Source organism: Propionivibrio sp. (genome assembly GCF_017995515.1).
GTDB lineage: Bacteria > Pseudomonadota > Gammaproteobacteria > Burkholderiales > Rhodocyclaceae > Propionivibrio.
Genome location: NZ_JAGOIT010000011.1, coordinates 1 through 15793, shown reverse-complemented (window position 1 = coordinate 15793; position 15793 = coordinate 1). Strand labels below are relative to the sequence as shown.

Genomic DNA, 15793 nt, shown 5'->3' with positions numbered 1-15793 from the left:
TATCTCCGATTTTTACGCAGGGCTATCAGCCCACCTTGAAGCCGGCAACCGAACCCTTTAGTTCAGTCGCCAGACCGGCCAGTTCGCCGACGGCAATCGCTGTTTTTTGCGTACCTGCTGTTGTCTGTTCCGTCACCCGGAGAATGTCCTGCATCTTGCCCGCAACGTTCGTCGCCGAATCAGCCTGCGTCCGTGTTGCGTCCGAAATGCTTTCGATCAGTTGCGCAAGGTTTTGCGAAACTTCGCCGATCTCAGCCAGAGCCTGCCCAGCAGCATCCGAGAGCTTGGCCCCTTCGACCACACCGCGCGTCGATTCTTCCATAGCGGAGACCGCGCCCTGCGTGTCGGTCTGAATCGTCTTCACGATGGCCGCGATCTGCTTGGTCGCTTCACCGGAGCGCTCAGCCAGGCGCTGCACTTCTTCAGCAACCACGGTAAAGCCTCGCCCCGCATCGCCCGCGGACGCCGCCTGAATTGCGGCATTGAGTGCCAGCACGTTGGTCTGCTCGGTAATGTCGGAAATCAGTTCAACGATTTCGCCAATCTCTTGCGACGACTCGCCGAGACGCTTGATCCGCTTCGATGTCTCCTGAATCTGTTCGCGAATCTCGTTCATGCCCTTGATCGAGTCCTGCACCGCGACCGTCCCCTTGCCGGCGGCCGCCAGCGATTGGCGCGCCACCTGCGCCGACAGGTTCGCGCTCCCGGACACCTCCGTCATCGAACTCGCCATGGCCAGAACCGAACGGCCGGCATCCTGAATTTCCACCGACTGCCGCTCGGCAGCGGCGAGCAGTTCAGCCGAGGTTTGCTGGGCGATTTCGGTTGCCTGGGTCACGCGACCCGCCGCATCGTTGATTCGCCCGACCAGCACCCGCAGTTCTTCAACCGTGTAGTTGATCGAGTCGGCAATCGCGCCGGTGATGTCTTCCGACACGGTTGCGGTAACGGTCAGGTCGCCGTCGGCCAAGTCACCCAGTTCATTCATCAAGCGCAGAATGGCGTCCTGGTTTTGTCGGTTGACCATTTCGCTGACCAGTCGGCTTTGCTCGGCAACCTCAGCCTGGCGCCGTGTGTCGTCAAGGTAAATCTTGGCCATGAGAATCAGCGTAGCTAGAACCAGAACGACCAGAACGGCCAGTATCACACCATAGGTCGCTCGCTCGGCAATACCGCCCTGATAGGCTTCTGCCAGCACCTTGGACGAGCCAAGCAGTTCTTCGCTATCGCGGAAGATCTTCGATCCGGCGTGCTTTGCTTCGACCAGGCGCTGCATACTGTCCAGAATGCCTTTAACGGACTCCTGGTATTCCTTGTAGCTGATCTCGAGTTGCGTCAGATTGGTGCGCGTCTCCAGGTCATTCGTCGCCGATGTACCGAGAATGTCGCTTCCCTTGATCAGGGCTCCCAACAGATCCTTGAAAGTGTTCGTATCCTTCGCCATCTGGAACGGCGTCTGCGGGCTGATTACATCTCCAACCAGCAACGCACTGGCGTTCTTGGCAATACGCTGCGTCAACATCACCATCTGGTTGGCAGCGGCGATCTCTCCAGCACTCGCGCCATTTTGCAGTTTGAGCGCCGCGACTTGCTCGGCCAGAAAAAGCATCTGCGAGTTCTTCTCGACGATGTCCGTCACGTCCTGACCCAACTTGACCAGATAGTTCTCCATGTCAAGCATCTGGGCCGAATCCTTGTCGGTCGCACTCCACGCCTTGGCCAAAGCCTGCAACTGCGGCTGAACATTATCCGGTGATGGCGGCACCGACGTTCCAGCCAGTTCGCCGCCGTTCATCAGCCGGTCAAGGTTCGTGGCGAACTGGCTGTGCGAGTCACGCATCTGCTTGAACGCGATCGAATTTCCTTGCAGCGCAAGACTCGAAGCCTTTGCCAGCCGCTGGGAAAGCATCTGCATTTCGCCCGCCGTTGCCACATATGCCGTGTTGTAAGTCGACTCGCGGCTATCGTGATAGACGATGCCCGCAACGAGGAACATCAAGACAAGAAGTACACCACCGAGGATTTGCAACTGTTTGGTGACCGAATACTGCCCGAGGAAATTCAAGCCGAATTTCTTCCCTGCACGCGCAGTTGGAGAAGGTTCCTTGCCCACACCCATTGCCGCCGAGACGGTTTGCTCTATTGAACCTTTTCGGCCAGACAAGAACGCAGGTAACTTCAACTCGAACGCCATCAGACTCTCCGATTTCACCGTTTCAAATGGACGGGATATTTATTGGTAATTACGATTTGACGAACTGAAATTCAAGCACAGATATCCATAAACCCTTCGTCAGCGAGCAGTGCGCGAACATCGAGTTTTTTCCACCGACGCCCCTCGCTGTCGGTGAAAGCCCGCGCAGCCCACGCGGGCGCATCGGGCTCGACGGCAACCGGCGTCAAGTTGTCCTCATTGCGCAATCCGAGCATTCGCGTCACCAGCAGCGCAGCATTGTTACCGTGCCGGGTGCCGACGAGGAGAAGGCGTGAGCTTGCATTCTGGGGGGTCGCTTCCTTGCCCTGGAAAACGGAGAAATCAGCGACCGAATACAGGCTTCCGCGGATGTTCGCGATCCCGACAAACCAGTGTTTCGTCAGCGGCACCGACGTTAGCGGCGGCAAGGGAACGATTTCGCCGGAGTCCGTCAAATCGAGCAGCCAGAAGTCATTGCCGGCCTGAACCCCAAGCAAACCTGCCGCACTCTTGTCGCCGACACCGGCCAGCCGCGTCGCCAGGTGCGCCTGAAATTCTCGAAGACTGCCTCGCTTAGCCATACAAAGGCTGACGGCTAGAGCGCAGCGATCTTGGACAGCAGTTCTTCGCCGTTGACCGGCTTCACCAGATAGTCCAGAGCTCCTTGCCGCAAGCCCCATATCTTGTCGGTTTCCTGACCTTTGGACGTACAAACGATGATCGGGATGTGCTTCGTCGTCTCATTCCGTGTCAGCGTCCGGGTTGCCTGATAGCCGTTGAGGCCCGGCATCACGACATCCATCAATACCAGGTCAGGCAATTCGGACTTCGCCTTTTCGATTCCCTCTTCACCGCTCTCCGCGGTGATGACCTGGTAACCATTCCTGGTCAATAGCTCGACCAAAACGTGCCGTTCCGTGGGCGAATCGTCGACAACGAGGACTTTCTTAACGGGCATTTCGATTTCTCCCTGAGTTACTCTCGGATGTTAGCGTGAGTCAGGCCTGTGAAGGCGCGTAGGTTGCGACAGCCTTCAAAAGGCTGTCCTTTGTAAACGGTTTGGTCAGGTAGTGATCGGATCCGACCATGCGCCCGCGTGCCCGGTCGAACAGACCGTCCTTGGACGACAACATGATCAGCGGGGTGCTGCGGAACCGTTGGTTTTTCTTGATCAGCGCACAGGTCTGATAGCCATCGAGACGCGGCATCATGATGTCGCAGAAGATGACTGCTGGTTGGTGATCTGCAATCTTCGCAAGCGCGTCGAATCCATCTTCCGCCAGCACCACCTGACAACCGGCTTGCACGAGGAATATCTCCGCGCTGCGCCGGATGGTGTTGCTGTCATCGATGATCATCACCTTGATGCCGCTCAGGTTTGCTGCGTCGGACAATTCCTACCTCCAGAAGCCCTTCGGTTGGGTCGCGTACAGAATTCCGATCCGGCCGTTACAACCAGACCTGCACTATACATCAACAGCTTGTTCCTCAAGCAATCTGAGGCACTTATCAACGTACAGGATGCCTTGGTCCGTTCGCTCAGTGCATTGTACCGGCGGAAATTCGAGTTGATTGGAGAACCAGGGCGAGGTCGATTCTAGCCAAAGACGCTCCACCGTGCCAAGCATCTATTGTGCGCCCGCATGGGGACTAATGACGCCAGGCGCGCGTCACGATGTCGCGAATGACGTGTAGCCGCCGGTGGAAAAAGTGGTCCGCGCCGGGGACGACGATGACCGGGAGTTCCAGCGGTTCCGCCCAGGACAGCACGTTGGCGAGCGGCACGGTGTCGTCGCGCGCGCCGTGAATGACGATGGTGTCGCTGGCGACTGCCCTGGTTTCGTACTTGCGCGCCCCCTCGACGTGCCCGGCGGCCGTGCCCACCAGCACCAGCCGCTGCGCCGGATGGCCGGCCTCGGCAAGCGCCTGCGCCACTCGCGTCTGCACATAGGCCCCGAAGGAAAAACCGGCAAGCGCGACCGGCAGGTCGCCAAAACGACGACGTGCCTCGGCGAGCACGGCGAGCATGTCTTCAGTCTCTCCGCGCCCTTCATCGTGTTTTCCGGCACTGCCGCCAACGCCACGAAAATTGGGCCGCAGAGCGACATAGTCCATACGCGTAAACGTGCGCGCCAGCGCGTGCGTCACCTTGTTGGTGTTGGCCCCGCCGAAAAGCGGATGCGGGTGGCAGACGAGCGCGATGCCGCGCGGGGCGCCGGGATTTTCGACCAGTGTTTCGATGGCGCCGACCGGACCGTCGATGAGTATGACTTCCTCGTTGCGATTCATATCTTCAGGCGCTCCACGACACGGCCATTGATCAGATGCTCCTGGATGATCTCCTCGACGTCGTCCTTGTCGACGTAGCGGTACCAGACTTCCTCCGGATAGACGACGATAACCGGCCCGTCGTCGCAGCGATCCATGCATCCGGCCTTGTTGATCCGGATCTTGCCTTTGCCCTTGAGTTCAAGCTGGCCGATGCGGTCCTTGGCGTAGGTCTGCGCCTCGGTGGCGCCAAGGTTGTTGCAGCAATCCTCGCCGTCGCCACGCTGGTTGCAGCAGAAGAAAACGTGATGTTTGAAATAGCTCATGTGTGTATCCGCCTCGTTGTGATCGGGTTTGACTGCTATCAGCACTTACGGTCTCCGCCCATTATGACCGGCACCGGACGGATCGATTCAACCGGCTCAGTTCCGGCGCCCGAGCGTTGTCAGGTAGGCCAGGGCGAAGAAAGGCCAGAGGCTGGCCGACAAGCGCGTCAGACCGTTGAAATTGAGGAAATGCCCCTGTTGCCAGACGCTGAAAGCGACGGCGGAATAGGGGTTGGGCGGCGCCAGGTTGACCAGCACAGTCCCGGCCATCAGCGCCAGACCGGCCGCAACGTGGCGCAACCCACCGGGCAGAAGCAGGAAGATGGACAAAACGCCGCCGCCAATCATCAAGCCAAGTCCGGCACCGGGCGTTAGCCAGGCGAGCGCTTCGGCCGGTCCGACAAGGATGGCCGCGGCCAGCGTGCGAATCGCCAGCGCAAAAACAAAGAACGCGAACAGTTCAAGATAAGGCGGCGATGTCCGCGCCAGCAACGTCCGGGCGACGAGGCCGATGGCCAACGTATTGCAGACGATGATTCCGGTTTCGATGGCAAAGAACGACGGCGCGGCGTAGGCAACGGTCGGCCGAATCTCCAGCAACTGGCGCAGGTCGCCGGCACCAAAGAGGATTGTTTCAGGCGACAACTGAGTCAGCAACCAGACACCGATCAGGACCAGACCGGCTTCTGCCTGCCGCGTCGGCGCAAGCGGGTGATGCTGCAACTGCGTCAGGCGGACGAAAAGGCGGTCGCCCTGTATGCAGGCGACGAGCGCGCCAAGTGCGGCACCCAAGGTATTGCAAGCGAGATCGAGATTCGAGGCGACACGCGATGGCAGCCACGTTTGCGAGCTTTCGAGGCCGAGACTCAGCCCGGAACCGAGAAGCAACGCCAGCAGGAATTGCAACCAGCGCCAGGGCAAGCGGCGTAACGAGAGCACCAGCAGGAAACCGAGCGGCGCATAGGCGATGATGTTGACCGCCATGTCGAAACCGGTCCAGTAATGCGGCCAGCCGGCGTCGAGGAAAATGAGCAGAGGGAGCCCGGGATCACGCCACCCCGAAAATGGATGCAGGCTCGCGTAAATGATCAGCGCGGCATAGGCGAGTGCGGCGTAGCGAGGCAAAGCGCTCGATTGCCGCATCGGTGATATGGCCTGAGTCGCTTGCGAATCAGTTCTTGCGCTCTTATCCAAGGGAGAGATCGGGTGGTAACGGGACGATTGATGGAGTCATTCTAGCCTCGCAACGCCATCGGCGCCCGAGCCGCAACGGCGCTTGAACACGGGCGCTTCCGCAAGCGCAGGCAGCGACATTTCCGCGAACGCCAACAGCCCGAATTTTTGGCCTGGTTGACAAACATCAATTTAATCAATAGACTGCGTTTTCCGTTGCAATGCGTTTGATAGCGCATTGCATTTTTTTTGGCTGAAAACCATTCGACCTCTGGCATTTCCCTGGTACCAGAACTTTCAGTTCTTACTCTTTAGCAGCATTCGTAGTCCTCGCCCAGCGGTCTTTTCACCGTCACAAAACTGGGCTCTGCACCCCCCTGAAACCTTTGTCGCCCGGCATGCAGTATTGGTTGCGCGATGACAACAGTGAAGGAGAGAGCATGTCTGCAACGATCTCGCTCAAAAAACCGATGGCGCGCAGCAGTAACGTCGCGCTGGACCTGATTCAAATTTTATTGGTCATTGCCGCTTTCTTGTTTTTCGTCGGCATGACCCACCTCTTCCTCAACAAACAACCTTCTGCCGAAGTGATGGAGCAGGAACCGCAACCCGTCTCCTTGGATGCGGCTGTCACCACCGTGACATTCAGGAAGGAAATCCCGGCGCAAGTCGCTCAACCTGTACTACCGGTACAGGCTGCGCTGAGTCAGGACACGACGCCCCCTCTGCCGGCAGCCCCCGTTCTTTCCCCACAGATGCAGAACGCGCTCGGCTACGTACATCGCCGCTACAAGGTGTCGCCCGAAGCCCTGACACCGGTGTTTGAGGTCGCCCAACTCATCGGCAAGGAGAGACGCATCGATCCCATGCTCATTCTCTCGATCATCGCCATCGAATCGCGCTTCAACCCATTTGCCGAGAGCTCGATGGGTGCCAAGGGATTGATGCAGGTCATTCCGCGATTCCACACCGACAAGTTGCCGGCCGGCGCAAGCGAGCGCTCGCTGCTCGACCCGGTGATCAACGTCCAGGTCGGCGTAAAAGTGCTCGAGGAAGCCATCCGCCGCCAAGGCGGACTGGTCGCCGGTCTGCAGCAATACGCCGGATCTTCCGACCCGGAAGGTGCCTACGCAGCGAAGGTGCTGGCCGAAAAAGAGCGGCTCGAACAGGCCGCTCGGCGCAAGAGCGGCGCCGTGGTCATCCCCGGCGCAGCCTGACCGCCTCTCCCGCAGACTTCAGTCCGGCATCACCAGTCCGGCGCTTGCCATGCGCCGGATGGTTTGCCGCGCTTCGACCGGCAGCACGAGTTCGGCCTGCGCCAGCGGCGTCCCGATTTGCTCGTCGAAGTGCAGGAGCCCGGTTTCGTCCTCGCGCAGCACCTGAGCTTCGATCAGATTCCCGATCAGCGCCGAGAAGGTCGCCTTTTCCGCGAACTCCGGTGTATTGAAGTCATAGAGCAGCGCCAGACGGCCGGCGAGCAGGTGGCAATCGTTCTCCAGGTCACGGCGCGCGCGGCGACCCGTTCCATAGTGCTGCAGCAGCGAGAGCGTCAGAAAGTGGCGTTCCAGAATCGGCCGTAGCGTCTCTCCCAACAGACGCAGCTCGGCGAATTCCTGACTGCTGGTTTCCGGCGCGAGCAGGCGTCCTGACGCGTTGCGCTGCAACAGGCCGCGGCGGACCAGCACTTCGATCACCGTCGCCGTGACCGCCGGCAACTCATCGGGCGACCAGCGCAGGAACAGTTCGGTAGCCATCAAACCATAGATGCCGACGACGGCTTCATTGACGCGCCGCTCGTCGAGGTGGCGGTTCTGGTTGATCAGGCAGGCGATCAGCGCCGGCAGCGCAAAGACATGCAACACGTTGTTGCGGAAATAGGCGAGCAACGGCGCGTCGCCCTCGGGGATGCGGATCAGGTCGCCGAGCGAGTGCGCGATGCGCTCGATGATACCGAGCCGCTCGACATGGCTGACGATCTGCCGCGGCGCGAGATGGCAGGGAATGATCGTCGTCGAATACGGTGCCTCGGCAACGAGCGCCTGATAGTGCGCCAGCACACGGTCGAGCACCTGTTCGTCGGCCGTGTGGCGCGGCGTGGAAAGGAGCGCCAGGGCGACGAGATTGACCGGGTTGATGACGACCGCGGAATTGATCCGGCGCGCCAGTTCAAGCGCGGCCCCCTGCGTGACTTCGCGCGACCAGCCATCCGCACCGCTGAGGTCTTCGCCGGCCCAGCCCGGGCGGCTGCGTTCGAGGAACTCGGCGAGCGGCAGCGGCTCGCCGAAATTCACGTGCACCTTGCCGAACACCCGCTTGATCTGGCGCGCGCTCTTCAACAGCACCCACAGCGACTCTTTCTGCTTCGGCTTACCGGCCAGTTCACGCACGTAGGTGCGGCCTTCCATCACCTTCTCGTAGCCGATATAGACGGGGACGAAGACCAGCGGCCGCGTGTGCTCGCGGATGAAGCTGCGCACCGTCATCGCCAGCATGCCGGCCTTGGGGTTCAGTGTCCGGCCGCTGCGGCTGCGCCCGCCCTCGATGAAGTACTCGAGCGGGAAACCGCGCGTCAGGATGAGGTGCAGGTATTCGTGAAAAACCGCCGCGTAAAGCGGCTCGCCCTTGAACGAGCGGCGCAGGAAGAAGGCGCCGCTGTGGCGCAGCAGGCGACCGACGAGCGGCAGGTTGAGATTGGCGCCGGCGGCGATGTGCGGCGGCGTGAAACCGTTGTCGTGCAGCAGGTAGGAAAGCAGCAGGTAGTCGATGTGGCTGCGATGCGCCGGCACATAGACGATTCCCTGCCCGGGCGCGATGCGCGTGAGGACGTCGAGATTGTGCGTTTCGATGCCGTCGTAGAGGCGCGTCCACAGCCAGGAGAGGAACAGCTCGAGGGCGCGCACCGCACCATAGGAATAGTCAGAAGCAATCTCCAGCGCGAAACGGCGCGCGCGCTGCTTCGCCTCATCCGGCTGAATACCGTGCTTTTCTGCCTCGTCGGCAATCGCCTGGCGTACCGTCGGCGCGGCGAGCAAGGTCTCGACTTGCGTGTTGCGGTGTGAAAGATCTGGCCCGATGGCCATTTCGCGCTGGCGGCGGAAATGCACGCGCAGCACGCGCGAGAACTTGCGCAGCGCCTGTTCCTCGTTGAGCCCTTCGCGCGAAATCGAGCTCAACGCAATCGGCGTATTGAAGCGCACGAGCACGTTGCGCCCGTGCAGCAGAATCGTCAGAAAGCGGCGCAACGGCCCCGGCTGGCGCCAGGTTTCCGAGAACAATGCCTTGAGAATCGAGTCCTGCTTGTCGGGACTGCGCCCCCAGAGGATAACGACCGGAACGATCTGCATGTCGAGTTCCGGATTGCCCAGCGCCTCGCGCATCAGCGCCGTCATCAGCGTCGAATGCGCGTAGCGCTGGCGCGCCGTGGCGCTCAACGAGTGTTTGCGGTTGAGGAAGAACGCGGTGTGCGGAAACAGCTTGCTGCCGATGCGTAGCGGCGCGATCGCCGGCGGCAACCCGGCCGACTGCGATTCCTTGAACAGCACGAGCAGGTTCGAGAGATGGTGATCCTGCAGGACGTAGCACACCGGCTTTTCCGGATCGAGCCCCAGTTCCTGCGGGCTTTCCGGAAAAACGGTCGGACGTACCCAGAAATACAAAACCCGGCGGGCCAGCGGCAGAGCCCAGCCGGGCAGATCAAAGAAGCCAGTCATATCGTTGTTCTTGTCTGAGCTTCTTCCGGTTCAGCGGAGGTCAGTCGTCGTCGAGCGCCACCATCTTGAACTGGGAAGCGAGTTGTTGTTGGGTGTTGGCAGGCACCGGGGCGTAGTGCGAAAACGCGATGCTGTAGGAACCCTGCCCTCCCGTCAACGACTTGAGCCGCCCCTGATAATCGTCGAGCTCGGCGAGCGGCACCTTGCCGCCGATCGCCATGCTGCCGGTGCCGCGCGGCTGCGTGCCGGTGACCTGGCCGCGCTTGCTCGAGAGGTCGCCGGCCAGATCGCCGACCGCCTCGTCCGGCGCGAGGATTTCGATCTCGACGACCGGTTCGAGGATGATCGGCGTCGCCGCGCGGATCGCCTCGATTGTCGCCTTGCGGCCGGCGGTATAGAACGCGATGTCCTTGCTGTCGACCGAGTGCGACTTGCCGTCGTGCACGATCACGCGCACGTCGTGCACTGGGAAGCCACCAACGACACCATCTTCAAGCGCCTGACGCACCCCCTTCTCGACGGCGGCCATGAAGACGCCGGGGATGGTACCGCCCTTGACGATATCGACGAATTCGAAGCCGGCGCCGCGCTCGAGCGGTTCGACGCGCAGCATGACTTCGCCGAACTGGCCGGCGCCGCCGCTCTGCTTCTTGTGCCGGCAGTGGCCCTCGGCCTTGCCGCTGATCGTCTCGCGGTAGGGTATCTGCGGCGGCTTGGTGTCGAGTTCGATCTTGAACTGCTGCGCCATGCGCGAAAGCTTTGCGCGCAGGTGCATCTCGCCGAGACCACGGATCACCGTCTCGTTGGTTGTCGGATGGCGCTCGACCTTGAAGCAGGGATCTTCGAGTTCCAATTTGTGCAGCACGTCAAAGAGGCGCTGCTCGTCGGCCTTCTTCTTCGTTTCGACGGCGAGGCCCTGCATCGGCTGCGGGAATTCGAGCGGCTTCCGGTGGATGTGGTCTTCGTCGTGCGAGTCGTGCAGGACGCAGTCGAATTCGATCTCTTCGACCTTGGCGATGGCGCCGATGTCGCCGGGAACCAGCGACTCGACTTCGACGTAGTCCTTGCCCTGCAGGCGATAAAGATGGCCAACCTTGAACGGACGCTTGGCATCGCCGACGAGCAGTTGCGACTCTTTCTTGATCGTGCCCTGATGCACGCGGAACACGCCGAGCTTGCCGACGAACGGGTCGCTGACGACCTTGAACACATGCGCCAGCACGTGCTTCGAGGCATCGGGTTCGGCGTGGAAGGCTTCGGCGTTCGGGTCGTTCAGCGCGCCCTTGTAGAACGGCGGCGGATTGCCTTCGGCCGGGTTCGGCGCCAGCTTGGCGAGCACGTCGAGCAGCTGCGGGATGCCGGCGCCCGTCTTCGCCGAGACGAAGAGGATCGGAATCAGGTGCCCGGCACGCAAGGCCTTCTCGAACGGCGCGTGCAGTTCGTCCGGGCTGGGATCGGCGCCTTCGTCGAGGTAGCGGGCGAGCATGTCCTCGTCTTCCTCGACGATCTGGTCGATCAGCGCGCGATGGTCGTCGGCGACCGAGTCGAAATCGCTCTCGCCGCTGTCGTGGGCGAGCAGCTCAATGACGTCGGCGCCGTGATGCGCTGGCAGGTCGAGCAGCATGCATTCGCGGCCGAAGCGCTCGCGGATCTCGCCCACCAGCTTCGGCAGATCAACGTTGTCGGCGTCGATCTTGTTGATGACGATCATGCGGCAGACGTTGCACGCGGCGGCAAAACGCATCATGCGCTCGGTCGACAGTTCGATGCCGGTCTGCGCGTTGATGACGACCAGCGCCGTATCGACGGCGGCGAGCGCACCGATCGCCTGCCCGGCGAAGTCGGGGTATCCGGGGGTATCGAGCAGGTGGATCTGGGCGTCCTGCCAGGAGAAACTGCAAACGGCGGAATTGAGCGAATGACCGAGTTCTTTTTCTTGCGGATCGAAATCGCAGACGGTGTTGCCCTTTTCAACTGAACCGCGGGTGGTGATCGCGCCGGAAGCGGCGAGCAGCGTTTCCGCCAGCGTCGTCTTTCCGGCGGCACCGTGGCCTACGAGTGCGACAGTACGAAGACTTGCAGTGTTCTGACCCATGATTTCTCCCAGTGATGTGTAAGCACTCAACGTGGGGCGAGAGACCAGAAACTGCCCCGTGGAGAGCAACTGACTACGCAAGATTGATCGGAAAGCCAGATTCATTCTACGCCTTGTCATGAATTAGCAAAGTGCGCGTAATGCATCTTTTCGTGGGCATTTTCCATGCCGGCGAGCTATGTTTAAAACGTTGTCGAAAGGGTTCAGCAGGAGTGTGCGATGGCGGGAAAGACAAGGAGGCACCTCGAAACGCTGCGCGAGATGCGCGGTCGGGCGGTGCTCGGCGGCGGCCGGAAACGGATCGACCAGCAGCACGAACGCGGCAAGCTGACGGCGCGCGAGCGGCTGGCGCTACTGCTCGACGAAGGCTCGTTCCAGGAGTTCGGCGCGCTGGCCACACATGAATTCACCGCCTTCGGTCTCGACCGGCAGCGCTTTCCGGGCGACGGCATCGTCACCGGCTTCGGCAAGGTCAACGGCCGGCGCGTCGCGGTGTTCGCGCAGGACTTCACGGTGATGGGCGGCTCGTTCTCGGAAGTGCAGTCGCAGAAGATCAGCCGCATCCAGGACATGGCGCTCGAGGCCGGTATCCCGGTGATCGGCCTCAACGACTCGGGCGGCGCGCGTATCCAGGAAGGCGTGCGCAGCCTCGCCGCCTACGGCGAAGTGTTCGTGCGCAACGTGCTCGCCTCCGGCGTCGTGCCGCAGATCTCGGTCATTCTCGGGCCGTGCGCCGGCGGCGCCGTCTACTCGCCGGCGCTCACCGACTTCATCGTCATGGCTGGCAATAGCTATATGTTCCTGACCGGACCGGAGGTCATCAAGGCGGTGACCGGCGAGCAGGTCACCGCGCAGGATCTCGGCGGTGCCGAAGTCCACACCGGCCGCAGCGGCGTCGCTCACCTCGCCGCCGCGACCGAGGAAGAAGGCCTTGTTCTGACCAAGCGCCTGCTCGGTTACCTGCCGCAGAACAACAACGAGGAACCGCCGACCGTCGCCTGCGACGACCCGTTGACACGCATGGACGACACCCTGAACGTGCTCATCCCGGACGACGAGAACCAGCCCTACGACATCCGCGACGCGATCGAAGCGATCTTCGACCGCGGCAGCTTCCTCGAAATCCAGCCGATCTTCGCCGCCAACGCGGTGATCGGCTTCGCCCGGCTCGACGGCTACCCGGTCGGCGTCGTCGCCAACCAGCCGGCTTTCATGTCCGGTGCACTCAATATCGATGCGTCCGACAAGATTTCACGCTTCATTCGCCTGTGCGACGCCTTCAACGTGCCGATCATCACCTTTGTCGATTGTCCGGGCTTCCTGCCGGGGACGGCGCAGGAGTACGGCGGCGTGATCCGGCACGGCGCGAAGATCATCTACGCCTACTGCGAGGCGACGGTGCCGAAAATCTCCATCGTCACGCGCAAGGCGATGGGCGGCGCTTACGTCGCGATGGGTTCCAAACAGATGCGCAACGACATCACCTTCGCCTGGCCGACGGCGCAGATTGCCGTGATGGGCGCGCAGGCGGCGGTCAACGTGCTGTTCCGCGACGAGATCAAGAAGGCCGCCGATCCGGCAGCGTGCGAGGCCGAACTGCTCGACGAGTACCGCGAGAAGTTCTTCAACCCGTATCGCGCGGCCGACGTCGGCCAGATCGACGAGGTGATCGAACCGCGCGAAACGCGGCCGCGCCTGGCGCGCGCGCTCGAAGTGGTGCGCACCAAGGTGCAGCAGAATCCACCCAAAAAGCACGGGCTGAGCCCGGTCTAGGCGGCGGAGGCCAACATGGAAAACCTGGCTTGGGGCCTGCAGATGACCGTTCTCGGCATGGGGCTGGTTTTTCTGTTGCTCGCCCTGCTTTGGGGACTGCTGACGCTGGCGCTTGCGCTCGACAGGACACCTGAAACCACACTGACGCCGCATGAGGACAAGCAAACCGGCCTGCCAGCCGACCTCGTCGCCGCAATCTCCATCGCCGTGCTCAAGCACCGCTCGACGCTGCGGCTTGCGCGCGGTTCCACTGCAAACGAAGACGCCACCGCCAGCCGCTGGGTGGCAACCGGGAGGACGCGGCAGAACGCGAGCTGGCAGCCGAGGGGGAAATGATGCGACGTTATCGACTCAAGGTCGGCGAACGCGAATTCGCCATCGACGTGCAGGAGCAGACGGCTGATCGCTACGCGGTGTCCGTCGGCGGCGAAGCGTACGAAGTGACGCTGGCCGAGGATGCGAATCCATCGGCCGTCAGCATCGCGCCGCGCCCGACAGTCGCACTACCGCCGTCCAGGCCAGCGGTCACTGCCGGCGGCAAGGGTGCGCTGACCGCGCCGATGCCCGGCGTCATCCTAGAAGTCAAGGTCAAGGCCGGCGACGCGGTCGAGCGTGGCCAGCCGGTCGCCGTGCTCGACGCGATGAAGATGCACAACACGATCGCCTCGCCGCAGACCGGCGTCGTCGCCGAAGTGCTCGTCGCGGCGGGGCAGACGGTCGACCACGGCGAGCTGATCCTCAAGTACCGGGAGACGTGAGCGATGATCGACCAACGCACGCTCGACCTGCTGCTGCAAGGCGTCGCCAACGTCTCCTGGCAATCGCTGGTGATGCTGGCCATCGCCTGCGTGCTCATGTACCTGGCCATCGTGCGCGACTACGAACCCTTGCTGCTGCTGCCGATCGCCGCCGGCTGCCTGCTCGCCAACCTGCCGCTCTCGCCGCTGATCGCGCCCGATGGAATGCTCAGGATTCTCTACGACGTGGGTGTCGGCAACGAGCTGTTTCCGCTGCTCATCTTCATCGGCATCGGCGCGCTGACCGACTTCGGACCGCTGCTGGAAAACCCGCGCTTGGTGCTGCTCGGCGCCGCCGGGCAGTTCGGCATCTTCCTCACGCTGATCCTCGCCCTGCTGCTCGGCTTTACGCAGCCGGAAGCCGCGTCGATCGGCATCATCGGCGCCATCGACGGACCAACGTCGATCTACGTGAGCGGCATCCTCGCGCCGCACATGCTCGGGCCGATCACCGTCGCCGCCTACAGCTACATGTCGCTGGTGCCGATCATCCTGCCGCCCGTCGTCCGCCTGCTGACGACGCGGCGCGAGCGGCAGATCCGCATGCCCTATCGCTCGCGCAAGATCAGCCGGCGCACGCGCATCCTGTTCCCGATCGTCGTCAGCGTCGTCGTCGGCATCCTTGTGCCGTTCGCCACGCCGCTGATCGGCATGCTGATGCTCGGCAACCTGATGAAGGAATCCGGCGTCGTCGAGCGCCTGACCAAAGCGTCCTCGACCGAGATTGCCAACACGGTGACGCTCTTCCTCGGCCTCGCCATCGGCTCGACGATGGTCGGCGCCGATTTCCTGAAGAAGGAAACGCTGTTCATCCTCGTCCTCGGTCTCCTCGCCTTCATCCTCGACGGCGCCGCCGGCGTCCTCTTCGCCAAGCTGCTCAACGGGCTCTCCGGCGGCAAGGTCAACCCGATGATCGGCGCTGCCGGCATCAGCGCCTTTCCGATGGCCGCGCGCGTCGTGCAGCGCATGGCGCACGAAGAGGATTTCGAGAACTACCTGCTCATGCACGCGATGGGCGCGAATGCGGCGGGTCAGGTCGCGAGTGTGGTTGCCGGCGGGGTGTTGCTGGCGTTGATGGGGGCGGGGGGGTGAGGACGTTAAGCATTTGCGGCAGCAAGCTGTCGCCTTGAGGCATAGTGCTCTTGTTTCACACGAGATACAGATCACATAATTTCCGCTTGGACATCAATACACACGGACGCCACGTTCTATCCCATATCGACGTACCACTCAGGGAGCATCATGCCCATCTCATTTGCCAAGATAACTATTGATTCGGCGCGGTAATGATTGAAGTTCGTTCGCCCTGATCTTGTCGAGGGGGGGGCGGGCTTCGACAGGCTCAGCCCGAACGGGAGTTGAGACTTCTTCGTGCCGGATCAATAAAGGTGCCACCTACTCGCGCCAAGAACTTGCCGAGCTATGGGGTTACGCCAGCTTTCATGCCATCGCTCGTG

14 protein-coding genes are annotated in these 15793 nt (G+C 61.9%); 5 read left to right on the top strand and 9 right to left on the bottom strand.

The annotated features are described in order from the left end of the window. Positions 1 to 25: 25 nt before the first annotated feature. The 7 genes from KBA32_RS03190 to KBA32_RS03160 all read right to left on the bottom strand — a co-directional run bounded on the left by KBA32_RS03190 (position 26) and on the right by KBA32_RS03160 (position 5931). Positions 26 to 2065, bottom strand: coding sequence for a methyl-accepting chemotaxis protein (locus tag KBA32_RS03190; protein WP_294355184.1), 2040 nt, complete (start codon positions 2063 to 2065; stop codon positions 26 to 28). A gap of 200 nt (positions 2066 to 2265) precedes the next feature. Then, positions 2266 to 2775 (bottom strand): chemotaxis protein CheW, encoded by a 510-nt coding sequence (locus KBA32_RS03185; protein ID WP_294355182.1) that lies wholly within the window; start codon positions 2773 to 2775, stop codon positions 2266 to 2268. A gap of 14 nt (positions 2776 to 2789) precedes the next feature. Continuing rightward, on the bottom strand, positions 2790 to 3152 hold the full coding sequence (locus KBA32_RS03180) for a response regulator (RefSeq protein ID WP_294355179.1): 363 nt from the start codon (positions 3150 to 3152) through the stop codon (positions 2790 to 2792). Between the two features lie 40 nt (positions 3153 to 3192). Continuing rightward, positions 3193 to 3552 (bottom strand): response regulator, encoded by a 360-nt coding sequence (locus KBA32_RS03175; RefSeq protein WP_294355267.1) that lies wholly within the window; start codon positions 3550 to 3552, stop codon positions 3193 to 3195. Positions 3553 to 3844: 292 nt separating this feature from the next. Continuing rightward, entirely contained in the window at positions 3845 to 4483 is a 639-nt protein-coding gene (locus KBA32_RS03170; protein WP_294355177.1) for an alpha/beta fold hydrolase, read from the bottom strand. Then, complete coding sequence (locus tag KBA32_RS03165) at positions 4480 to 4788, bottom strand: ferredoxin (protein ID WP_294355176.1); 309 nt, start codon at positions 4786 to 4788, stop codon at positions 4480 to 4482. Before KBA32_RS03165 ends, KBA32_RS03170 begins: the two co-directional genes overlap by 4 nt. A 96-nt stretch (positions 4789 to 4884) precedes the next feature. Further along, positions 4885 to 5931 (bottom strand): VanZ family protein, encoded by a 1047-nt coding sequence (locus tag KBA32_RS03160; protein ID WP_294355173.1) that lies wholly within the window; start codon positions 5929 to 5931, stop codon positions 4885 to 4887. 470 nt (positions 5932 to 6401) lie between these two features. On the opposite strand from KBA32_RS03160, the gene KBA32_RS03155 reads away from it, so the two are divergent. Next, positions 6402 to 7178: a lytic transglycosylase domain-containing protein gene (locus KBA32_RS03155; RefSeq protein ID WP_294355171.1), complete on the top strand. Its 777-nt coding sequence runs from the start codon at positions 6402 to 6404 to the stop codon at positions 7176 to 7178. Positions 7179 to 7196: 18 nt separating this feature from the next. On the opposite strand, the gene plsB is transcribed toward KBA32_RS03155, so the two are convergent. Beyond that, the gene (plsB, locus tag KBA32_RS03150; RefSeq protein ID WP_294355168.1) at positions 7197 to 9671 is read right to left on the bottom strand and encodes a glycerol-3-phosphate 1-O-acyltransferase PlsB; all 2475 of its coding nucleotides are present in this window, start codon (positions 9669 to 9671) and stop codon (positions 7197 to 7199) included. A gap of 40 nt (positions 9672 to 9711) precedes the next feature. Beyond that, the gene (fusA, locus tag KBA32_RS03145; protein WP_294355165.1) at positions 9712 to 11766 is read right to left on the bottom strand and encodes an elongation factor G; all 2055 of its coding nucleotides are present in this window, start codon (positions 11764 to 11766) and stop codon (positions 9712 to 9714) included. A gap of 219 nt (positions 11767 to 11985) precedes the next feature. Between fusA and KBA32_RS03140 the strand changes: the two genes are divergently transcribed. From KBA32_RS03140 to KBA32_RS03125, 4 genes are read left to right on the top strand one after another with little or no spacing between them, the layout of a single operon-like run. Beyond that, positions 11986 to 13539, top strand: a complete 1554-nt coding sequence (locus KBA32_RS03140; RefSeq protein WP_294355163.1) for an acyl-CoA carboxylase subunit beta — start codon at positions 11986 to 11988, stop codon at positions 13537 to 13539. 15 nt (positions 13540 to 13554) lie between these two features. Further along, positions 13555 to 13875, top strand: a complete 321-nt coding sequence (locus KBA32_RS03135; RefSeq protein WP_294355160.1) for a hypothetical protein — start codon at positions 13555 to 13557, stop codon at positions 13873 to 13875. Continuing rightward, a complete protein-coding gene (locus tag KBA32_RS03130) occupies positions 13875 to 14297 on the top strand; it encodes a biotin/lipoyl-containing protein (RefSeq protein WP_294355158.1) in 423 nt (140 codons plus the stop codon). The genes KBA32_RS03135 and KBA32_RS03130 overlap by 1 nt, the downstream gene beginning before the upstream one ends. Before the next feature lie 3 nt (positions 14298 to 14300). Then, the gene (locus tag KBA32_RS03125) at positions 14301 to 15428 is read left to right on the top strand and encodes a sodium ion-translocating decarboxylase subunit beta (protein WP_294355156.1); all 1128 of its coding nucleotides are present in this window, start codon (positions 14301 to 14303) and stop codon (positions 15426 to 15428) included. Positions 15429 to 15793: the final 365 nt, after the last annotated feature.

Excerpts from the sequence above, each read along its gene's own strand:
- KBA32_RS03170 (WP_294355177.1), bottom strand. The coding sequence starts at position 4,483 with ATGAATCGCAACGAGGAAGTCATACTCATCGACGGTCCGGTCGGCGCC.
- fusA (WP_294355165.1), bottom strand. The coding sequence starts at position 11,766 with ATGGGTCAGAACACTGCAAGTCTTCGTACTGTCGCACTCGTAGGCCAC.
- KBA32_RS03155 (WP_294355171.1), top strand. The coding sequence starts at position 6,402 with ATGTCTGCAACGATCTCGCTCAAAAAACCGATGGCGCGCAGCAGTAAC.
- KBA32_RS03185 (WP_294355182.1), bottom strand. The coding sequence starts at position 2,775 with ATGGCTAAGCGAGGCAGTCTTCGAGAATTTCAGGCGCACCTGGCGACG.
- KBA32_RS03125 (WP_294355156.1), top strand. The coding sequence starts at position 14,301 with ATGATCGACCAACGCACGCTCGACCTGCTGCTGCAAGGCGTCGCCAAC.
- KBA32_RS03175 (WP_294355267.1), bottom strand. The coding sequence starts at position 3,552 with ATGATCATCGATGACAGCAACACCATCCGGCGCAGCGCGGAGATATTC.
- KBA32_RS03140 (WP_294355163.1), top strand. The coding sequence starts at position 11,986 with ATGGCGGGAAAGACAAGGAGGCACCTCGAAACGCTGCGCGAGATGCGC.
- plsB (WP_294355168.1), bottom strand. The coding sequence starts at position 9,671 with ATGACTGGCTTCTTTGATCTGCCCGGCTGGGCTCTGCCGCTGGCCCGC.
- KBA32_RS03180 (WP_294355179.1), bottom strand. The coding sequence starts at position 3,152 with ATGCCCGTTAAGAAAGTCCTCGTTGTCGACGATTCGCCCACGGAACGG.
- KBA32_RS03165 (WP_294355176.1), bottom strand. The coding sequence starts at position 4,788 with ATGAGCTATTTCAAACATCACGTTTTCTTCTGCTGCAACCAGCGTGGC.
- KBA32_RS03135 (WP_294355160.1), top strand. The coding sequence starts at position 13,555 with ATGGAAAACCTGGCTTGGGGCCTGCAGATGACCGTTCTCGGCATGGGG.
- KBA32_RS03160 (WP_294355173.1), bottom strand. The coding sequence starts at position 5,931 with ATGCGGCAATCGAGCGCTTTGCCTCGCTACGCCGCACTCGCCTATGCC.
- KBA32_RS03130 (WP_294355158.1), top strand. The coding sequence starts at position 13,875 with ATGCGACGTTATCGACTCAAGGTCGGCGAACGCGAATTCGCCATCGAC.